This window comes from Embleya sp. NPDC001921, from assembly GCF_053594475.1.
Map to the genome: position 1 here is coordinate 75,812 of NZ_JBSFEO010000052.1, position 8,113 is coordinate 83,924.

The following is an 8,113-nucleotide window of genomic DNA, read 5'->3' on the forward strand; positions in this document are numbered from 1 at the left end:
TTTCCCCGTCCGCGCCGTCCCGCGCGTGCCGCCGCGTCATCCGTACGTGTTTCCCGCCCGTGTGGGCCCACGCTGTGGGGTGCGTACGGTCATAACGTTCCGGTATGCCATTGCCATCCCGGAAGACCGCGGGATCCTCCGGATCCCCCGATCGTGTACATGTCCTCTGGTTCCGTCGCGATCTGCGGCTGGCCGATCATCCGGCACTGCACGCCGCGGCCGGAACCGGCTTTCCCGGCACCGGGGACGGCGAGCCCGCCCGAGTGCTGCCGCTGTTCGTCCTGGACCCGGTCCTGTGGGACGCCTCCGGGCCCGCGCGCCGGGCACACCTGATCCACTCGCTGCGCGCCCTGGACGCGGACCTGCGCGAGCTGGGCGGGCGCCTGGTGATCCGCGCGGGCGACCCGACCCGCGAGCTGCCCGCGCTCGTGCGCGCGGTCGGCGCCGCCGAGGTGCACGTCAGCGCCGACTTCGGGCCCTACGGGCGCACCCGCGACGCGGCCGTGGCGGCGGCTCTCGAGGTGCCGTTGCGGGCCACCGGATCGCCGTACGCGGTGGCCCCGGGGCGGGTGCGCAAGGCCGACGGGTCGCCCTACCGGGTGTTCACGCCGTTCCTGCGCGCGTGGCTCGAGCACGAATGGCGCGCCCCGCTGCCGCGCCCGACCGACCTCGCGTGGGCGCGGGCCGACTCGGTCGACTACCCGGCCGCCCCCGCGCCCGCCGGGGTACGACTGCCCGAGGCGGGCGAGCGGGTCGCGCTCGCGACCTGGGAAGCGTTCCGCGCGCACGGCCTGGACCGCTACCGCGAACTGCGCGACCGGGCCGACCTGGCCGGCACCTCGCGGCTGTCGGTGCACCTGAAGTTCGGCGAGATCCACCCGCGCACACTGCTGAGCGGGCGCGTCGACGAGACCTTCCGCGCCGAACTGGCCTGGCGCGAATTCTACGGCGACGTGCTGTGGCACCACCCGGAGACCGCGCGCGAGTACCTGAACCGGGACATGGCCGACATGCGCTACGACAGCGGCCCGGACGCCGACGCGCTGTTCGACGCGTGGCGCGCGGGCCGGACCGGCTTCCCGTTCGTGGACGCGGGCATGCGGCAACTGCTCGCCGAGGGCTGGATGCACAACCGGGTGCGCATGGTGGTCGCATCCTTCCTGGTCAAGGACCTGCACCAGGAGTGGACGCGCGGCGCGGCGCACTTCATGCGGCACCTCGTGGACGGCGACCTCGCCTCCAACAGCCACGGCTGGCAGTGGACCGCGGGCTGCGGCACGGACGCGTCGCCGTGGTTTCGGATCTTCAATCCGATCACCCAGGGCCGAAGGTTCGACCCCGACGGGGACTACGTCCGGCGCTACGTGCCCGAGTTGCGCGGCATCGCGGGCAAGGCGGTGCACGAGCCGTGGAGGATCGGCGTCGAGGGCTATCCCGACCCGGTCGTCGAGCACGCCGAGGAAAGGCGCGTCGCACTCGACCGCTACCGGGCGATCCGGCGGTAGGGTGCCGGATCCGCGTACGCACGGCGGATCCGTATACGAAGCTCGGAACACACCGAAACGAACGGGAGGACCGGGGATGGTCGAGCTGGGTGCGCGCTACCTCGACGCGGCGATCGCGCTGCTCGAGCGGCTTCGGGACGAAGAGTTGCCCACCGTCGACCGTGCCGCGGACCGGATCGCCGAGGCGTTGGCGGCCGGCGGCCGGCTGTTCGTGTTCGGCGGCGGCCACTCCGCGCTCGCCGCGCAGGACGTGATCTACCGCGCGGGCGGCCTGATCCTGGCCAACCCGCTGATCGCCCCCGGCAACGAACTCACCGTGCGCCCGATCACGGTCAGCACCGCGGTGGAAAAGCTCGCCGAACTCGCCGGCCCGGTCCTGGACGGCGCGGGCCTGCGCAAGGGCGACGCACTCGTGGTGATCTCGCTGTCCGGACGCAACGGGCTGCCCGTGGAGCTGGCCCGCCAGGCGCGCGAGCGCGGCGTGCTCGTGATCGGCGTCACCTCGATCGTGGCCAGCAGGGCCGAATCGCCCAGGCATCCGTCGGGTACGCGAGTCCTGGACAACTGCGACATCGTGCTGGACACCGCCATCGCGCCCGGCGACGCCGCGCTGGACGTGGACGGCGTACCGCAGCGGATCGGCCCCACCTCGGGTGTGGTGTGCTCGGCGGTGCTGCAGACGCTCATGGTCGGCGTGATCGGCCACCTGGTTTCCCGGGGAGTCGAACCCCCGGTGTTCATGTCCGCGAACGTCGAGGGCGGAGCCGCGTGGAACGAGCGGTTGCTGGCCGAACACGCGGACCGGATCTTCTACCTGAGGTGAACCCGGCAGTGCATCCCAACGCACGGTCCCAGTCCCCCGATCGGCGGACCTCGGACCGACGCTCTCCCGCCGCTCCGCCGCCGGCGGCCGAGCCGGTCGACGGGTCCGACCCGTACTCGGCCGCGATCGTGGTCCCGGCCCGCTTCAACGGGCCGCCGGGCATGGGCAACGGCGGCTATCTGGCCGGGCTGCTGGCCGCGCGGGCGACCGGCGGGACGGCGTCGGGGGTGACCGTGACGCTGCGCCGCGCGGTGCCGCTGGATCGGCCGCTGCCGGTCACCCGCGACGCCGCGACCGGCGGGCTGACCCTGGATCAGGAGGACGGGCCGATCGCGGAGGCGATCCCGGTCGACGCCGCGCTGCCGCTGCCCACGCCGATCGACGCGGTCACCCCGGCCGAGGCGCGCGAGGCGAGCCGGGCGTTCCCCGGCTTCGCGGCGTGGAACCCCTACACCGGGTGCTTCGTGTGCGGCACCAAGCGTGCCGAGGGCGACGGCCTGCGATTGTTCCCCGGCCTGCTCGCGGACCGTCCGGACACCAACGCGTGCGTGTGGACCCCGCACACCTCGCTGGTGGCGCCCGGTACCGAACAGATCGGGCCCGAGTTCGTCTGGGCCGCGCTCGACTGCCCCGGCGGCTGGACCGGGATGGACCGCGACACCGCGCTCCTGCTCGGCCGGATGACCGCGCACGTGTACGCGCTCCCCTATCCGGACGAACCGTGCGTCGTGCTCGGCCGCCGACTCGGCCGCGAGGGCCGCAAGGTGCGCACCGCGACGACGCTCTACGACGCCGAGGGCCGGGTGGCCGCGCACGCCGAACAGGTGTGGATCGCGCCGCGCACCTGACGCCCGCCGCACCAGCGGCGGGGGCCACGGCCGCGGATCACGCGCGTCGTGGCGCCGGGGAACCCGCGCAGCGGGTCAGGTCCGCGAGAACGGCTTCGGCGAGGCGTTTCGAGGCAGGGTGCACCCGCTTCGTCCAATCCCGATGCCCCCTGCATCTATTCCTGATTTCGATGTGGGATCGGGCACCCCGTAAATGCGTTGCACCCGCCCACGAGCGGATCTAACCTCACTGGCACACGGGAGAGGAGGTGGTCTGAAGTTGCATAGCATTCGGACGCGTGAGGTGGCTGCCCGCTAGCCGCCACTCCGGTTTACCGGCTCGGCAGGCCCCGTCGTGAGTGCACCGCGACGGACGCAGGCAGGCGGCCGGCAACACCAGGCAGACACCCGACCCGCAGGTCGCCGGGATCGTCCCCCGGCCTTCGTTCCACCTCACCGAGGTGGACGGAGAAGCGACCTGCGGGTCGCTGTCGTTCGCGGGCTTGATGACCGACTCGACGGCGGACCCGAGCGCGCCGACGCCGGCCTGAGCCGGCGGCCGGTTCGGGTCACGGGCTCAGTCGCTCGACCCGCCACCGCGACCCCTCGCCGCCCTCGACGCCCTCGCGCAGGTACAGCAGTCGGTCGTGCATCCGGTTCTCGCGCCCCTGCCAGAACTCCACCGCGTCCGGCCGGACCCGAAAGCCGCCCCAGAAGTCCGGCACCGGGATGTCGTCGATGGCCGCGAACCCGGCCTCGGCCTCGGCGTACCTCTTCTCCAACTGCTCGCGCCCGGACACCGGGGTGGACTGCTCGCTCGCCCAGGCACCGATCCGCGAGCCGCGCGGCCGGGAGCGGAAATACTCGGCGGTGGTCTCCCGCGCCACCCGTTCGGCCGAACCGGTCACCACTACCTGACGCGCGAGCGCGTGCCACGGGAAGAGCAGGCTCACCGCCGGGTTCGCGGCCAGTTCGACACCCTTGCGCGAGCCGTAGTTCGTATAGAAGACGAAGCCCCGCTCGTCGAACTCCTTGAGCAGGACGGTGCGGGTGCTGGGCCGTCCGTCCGGCGTCGCGGTGGCCACGACCATCGCGTTGGGCTCGGGCAGTTCGGCCGCCGCCACCTCGGCCAGCCAGGCGGTGAACAGCGGGAAGGGGGTCGGCGGCAAGGCGCCGACGTCGATGCCTTCGCCTCGGTACTGCCGGCGCATCGCGGCAAGCTCGGTGAACTCCACGGACAACGAGTACCACCAGTCGCCCGCACCCGGCACGATCACCCCCGACGAGTGCGGTTCGGGTGACCGACCCGGCCCGATTTGTGCCGGACCTCACTCGCCCGGGTGTGTTCCGGCGTAGGTCGTCTCGATATCAAGAGATATCCTGATCGACGGACTTCGATCGGCCCATACCTTCAGGCGAGGCACCATCCCCAGCCTCGCCCGGACCGAGCGGAACACCTCCCCGAATCACCGGCGGACCCCAGGTGCGGAGCTTGATCGGCACCATGCGCCCCGGCCTTTTCGGGGGAAGACACGGTGTGGTAATGCGGGGTATGAAAGACCCGGCCACAAGTCAGTCGAGATCGCATGAGGAGCCGCCTGATGTCCGAGTTCGTACCCGGGCTCGAAGGAGTCATAGCGTTCGAGACGGAGATCGCCGAACCCGACAAGGAGGGTGGCGCGCTCCGGTACCGAGGTGTGGACATCGAGGACCTCGTCGGCCACGTCTCGTTCGGCAATGTCTGGGGCCTGCTGGTGGATGGGGCGTTCAACCCCGGCCTGCCGCCGGCCGAACCGTTTCCGATCCCGATCCATTCGGGCGATGTCCGCGTGGACGTGCAGAGCGCGCTGGCCATGCTCGCCCCGGTGTGGGGTCTGAAACCGCTGCACGACATCGACGACACCCAGGCGCGGGACGACCTCGCCCGGGCCGCCGTGATGGCGCTGTCGTATGTCGCCCAGTCGGCCCGCGGCTTGGAGAAGCCGATGGTCCCGCAGAGCGAGATCGACAAGGCGCAGACCATCGTCGAGCGCTTCATGATCCGCTGGCGCGGCGAGCCGGACCCGCAGCACGTCAAGGCGGTCGACGCCTATTGGACGTCGGCGGCCGAGCACGGCATGAACGCCTCGACGTTCACCGCGCGGGTGATCGCCGGCACCGGTGCCGACGTCGCGGCGTGTCTGTCCGGCGCGGTCGGCGCGATGTCCGGCCCGCTGCACGGTGGTGCGCCCTCGCGCGTGCTGCACATGATCGAGGAGATCGAGCGCACCGGCGACGCCACGGCGTACGTCAAGGGCGTCCTCGACCGGGGCGAGCGCCTGATGGGTTTCGGCCACCGGGTGTACCGCGCCGAGGACCCTCGCGCGCGTGTGCTGCGACGGACGGCCAAGGAGCTGGGGGCGCCTCGCTACGAGGTGGCCGCGGCGCTGGAGAAGGCGGCGTTGGAGGAGCTCCAGGCTCGGCGACCCGACCGGATCCTGGCCACCAACGTGGAGTTCTGGGCCGCGGTGATGCTGGACTTCGCCCAGGTGCCGGCCCACATGTTCACCTCGATGTTCACCTGCGCCCGGACCGCCGGGTGGAGCGCGCACATCCTGGAGCACAAGCGCACGTCGCGCCTGGTGCGTCCGGCCGCCCTGTACGTCGGCCCGGGCACCCGCCCGATCACCGAGGTCCCGGGCTACGACGACACGGTCCGCAACCTGAAGCACTGAGCCTTCGACACCTTCGCCGCGCTCGACGCTCACCCGGAGCCCCGTTACCCGTCAGGGTGCGGGGTTCCGTCATGTCCGACGCGACCCGGGGTCCGCTCGGACGCGACGGATCCGGGTCAGGCGCGACCTTCCAGGATGGCCACCTGGCGCTCGTCGTCGGCGCGGGGACAGGTGCCGCACAGCGCGTCGGGCTCCAGCGTGTACCAGAGGCAGCACACGCTCTGGGTGCGGTTGCGGTGGGTGCGGCCCTCGGTGCCCCGGAGGGTACGGAATCCGGCGTCGCGCTTGAACCGGCCGGTGTCGCCGGGAAACAGTTCGCCGAGTTCGCGGACCGCGCGCTCGCCCTCGTCCGCGCCGAGCGAGCGGCCCAGGTACCAGACCGCGCTCACCACCTCGTCCGCCACCATCCCCCACACCACCCGCTCACCGCGCCGCAGATGTGGCCGGAACGCGGTGAGCAGCGGCTCCAGGTGCTCGGACACCGCGCGCAGCAGCACCGCGCGCAGGGCGTTCTCGTCGGCCACCACGCGCGCGCCGGGAGCACCCGCGTCCGGGTCGTCGGGCAGGCACGCGAAGGTGGTCGAGGTGACGGTGAGGCATTTGCTCGACCGTTCGGGCGAGGGGTCGAGCCATACGTCGTCCAGGTCCACCAACGGGACCCGGCGGCCCAGGAACCACGGCCCGGCGAACATCAGGCACGCGTACCACGCGTAGCCGTGCAGGGCCCACATCGCGATCGCGTCCGCGCGCGGCTCGGCGTCCACGGACGCGGTGATCCGCTGCCGCTCGGCGGTCAGCACACCCTCGAGCACCTCGGGGTCCTCGGCCACGCGCGCCACGCGCAGCAGACCCGCCCGCGGGTGCCCCGCCTCGACCGTGATCAGCGGACACGCCGCGCCGAGCCCGCGAAAGGTCTGCGCCAACGCGGGGCACGGCCCGGACTCCCGAAGATCGACCAACGTCATGGTCCGAAGGTAAGGCTTGCCTAACCCCGATGTCCACGCGAGTGATCGAGATGTCCCGCACATCACCCGAGTGCCGAGGGGCGTACGCCCTCGTCGCTCGCCGAGGAAGGACTACCGCGACCGCCCGCCCGCACTCACCCGAACGGCCGAACGGCCGCATGGCCCCGACTCGACGGGAATCGGAGCCACGCGGCGGGCGGGGGCTCGGCGGGCGAACGCATAGGGTCGTGCGTCATGGATACCGCCACGCCCGAACTGACCTACGGCGACATCAGGAACGCCGCCGAGCGCATCGTGGGCCAGACCCAGCCGGTCACCATGATGCCGATCCATCCGTCGCCGCACGTGTGGCTCGCGTTGGAGTACATCCAGCACACCGGGTCGTTCAAGGCGCGCGGCGCCGCGAACTTCACCACCGCGCACATCGAGGCGGGCACCATGCCCGAGGCCGGTGTGGTGATCGCCTCCGGCGGCAACGCGGGCCTGGCGTGCGCGTGGGCGGCGCGGAGCGCCGGGGTGCGCTCGACGGTGTTCCTGCCGGAGACGGCGCCGCGGATCAAGGTCGAGCGGCTGCGCACGTACGGCGCGGACGTGCTGCTCGTGGGCCGTGAGTACGCGGACGCGCTGGAGGCGTCGCGGCGGTTCGCCGAGGACACCGGCGCGCTGTTGTCGCACGCGTACGACAACCCGCTGATCGCGGCGGGCGCGGGGACGCTGGTGCCGGAGATGGTCGCCGGCGTGCCCGGCAAGCTGGACACGGTCATCGTCTCGGTCGGCGGCGGCGGGCTGTTCGCGGGCGTGGCGACCGCCGCCGAGGAGCACGGGATCCGCACGGTCGCGGTCGAACCGGAGAACTGCCGGGCGCTGAACGCCGCGCTGGAGGCGGGCGAGGTCGTGGACGTGCCGACCGACTCGATCGCCGCCGACTCCCTGGGCGCGCGCCGGGTCTCCGCCACGGCGCTGGCCACGGCGCGGCGCACCGGCGCGTTCTCGGTCCTGGTCTCCGACAAGGCCATCGTCGAGTCCCGCCAGGCCCTGTGGGACAACTTCCGCATCGTCGTCGAACACGCCGCCGCCACGGCCCTCGCCGCCCTCTCCACCGGCGCGTACACCCCGGCCCAGGGCGAAAAGGTCGCCGTCATACTGTGCGGCGCCAACACCGACCCGGGAAACCTGGTCTAGATCCAATACCAGTGACTTTGGTGGGGTTCGGTCGTTGGGTGGGTTGTGCCAAGGCCTGGGCAGGTGAAGTCGTCGACGGGAGAGCGGTTCTCGGATC

General features: G+C 72.2%; 7 protein-coding genes. 5 read left to right on the plus strand and 2 right to left on the minus strand.

Going from position 1 to position 8,113, the window contains the following annotated elements:
• Positions 1-104: 104 nt before the first annotated feature.
• The 3 genes from ACWCPW_RS42140 to ACWCPW_RS42150 all read left to right on the plus strand — a co-directional run bounded on the left by ACWCPW_RS42140 (position 105) and on the right by ACWCPW_RS42150 (position 3,176).
• Positions 105-1,505: a cryptochrome/photolyase family protein gene (locus ACWCPW_RS42140; protein ID WP_449766911.1), complete on the plus strand. Its 1,401-nt coding sequence runs from the start codon at positions 105-107 to the stop codon at positions 1,503-1,505.
• A 76-nt stretch (positions 1,506-1,581) separates the two neighbouring features.
• A complete protein-coding gene (locus ACWCPW_RS42145; RefSeq protein ID WP_406297155.1) occupies positions 1,582-2,328 on the plus strand; it encodes a sugar isomerase domain-containing protein in 747 nt (248 codons plus the stop codon).
• A gap of 8 nt (positions 2,329-2,336) precedes the next feature.
• Positions 2,337-3,176 carry a hypothetical protein gene (locus ACWCPW_RS42150; RefSeq protein WP_449766912.1) on the plus strand — a complete coding sequence of 280 codons (840 nt, stop codon included), beginning with the start codon at positions 2,337-2,339 and terminating at the stop codon, positions 3,174-3,176.
• A 548-nt stretch (positions 3,177-3,724) separates the two neighbouring features.
• Here the strand turns inward: ACWCPW_RS42150 and pdxH are convergent.
• Positions 3,725-4,366, minus strand: a complete 642-nt coding sequence (gene pdxH, locus ACWCPW_RS42155; protein WP_449766919.1) for a pyridoxamine 5'-phosphate oxidase — start codon at positions 4,364-4,366, stop codon at positions 3,725-3,727.
• A 390-nt stretch (positions 4,367-4,756) separates the two neighbouring features.
• Between pdxH and ACWCPW_RS42160 the strand changes: the two genes are divergently transcribed.
• Positions 4,757-5,869, plus strand: coding sequence for a citrate synthase 2 (locus tag ACWCPW_RS42160; protein WP_395873370.1), 1,113 nt, complete (start codon positions 4,757-4,759; stop codon positions 5,867-5,869).
• A 116-nt stretch (positions 5,870-5,985) separates the two neighbouring features.
• On the opposite strand, the gene ACWCPW_RS42165 is transcribed toward ACWCPW_RS42160, so the two are convergent.
• A complete protein-coding gene (locus ACWCPW_RS42165) occupies positions 5,986-6,834 on the minus strand; it encodes a (2Fe-2S)-binding protein (protein ID WP_449766913.1) in 849 nt (282 codons plus the stop codon).
• Positions 6,835-7,068: 234 nt separating this feature from the next.
• On the opposite strand from ACWCPW_RS42165, the gene ACWCPW_RS42170 reads away from it, so the two are divergent.
• Positions 7,069-8,016 carry a threonine/serine dehydratase gene (locus ACWCPW_RS42170; protein ID WP_449766914.1) on the plus strand — a complete coding sequence of 316 codons (948 nt, stop codon included), beginning with the start codon at positions 7,069-7,071 and terminating at the stop codon, positions 8,014-8,016.
• The last annotated feature ends 97 nt before the right edge of the window (positions 8,017-8,113 follow it).

Coding starts and splice junctions, on each gene's coding strand:
- ACWCPW_RS42140 (WP_449766911.1), top strand. CDS start 105: ATGCCATTGCCATCCCGGAAGACCGCGGGATCCTCCGGATCCCCCGAT.
- ACWCPW_RS42145 (WP_406297155.1), top strand. CDS start 1,582: ATGGTCGAGCTGGGTGCGCGCTACCTCGACGCGGCGATCGCGCTGCTC.
- pdxH (WP_449766919.1), bottom strand. CDS start 4,366: ATGCGCCGGCAGTACCGAGGCGAAGGCATCGACGTCGGCGCCTTGCCG.
- ACWCPW_RS42160 (WP_395873370.1), top strand. CDS start 4,757: ATGTCCGAGTTCGTACCCGGGCTCGAAGGAGTCATAGCGTTCGAGACG.
- ACWCPW_RS42165 (WP_449766913.1), bottom strand. CDS start 6,834: ATGACGTTGGTCGATCTTCGGGAGTCCGGGCCGTGCCCCGCGTTGGCG.
- ACWCPW_RS42170 (WP_449766914.1), top strand. CDS start 7,069: ATGGATACCGCCACGCCCGAACTGACCTACGGCGACATCAGGAACGCC.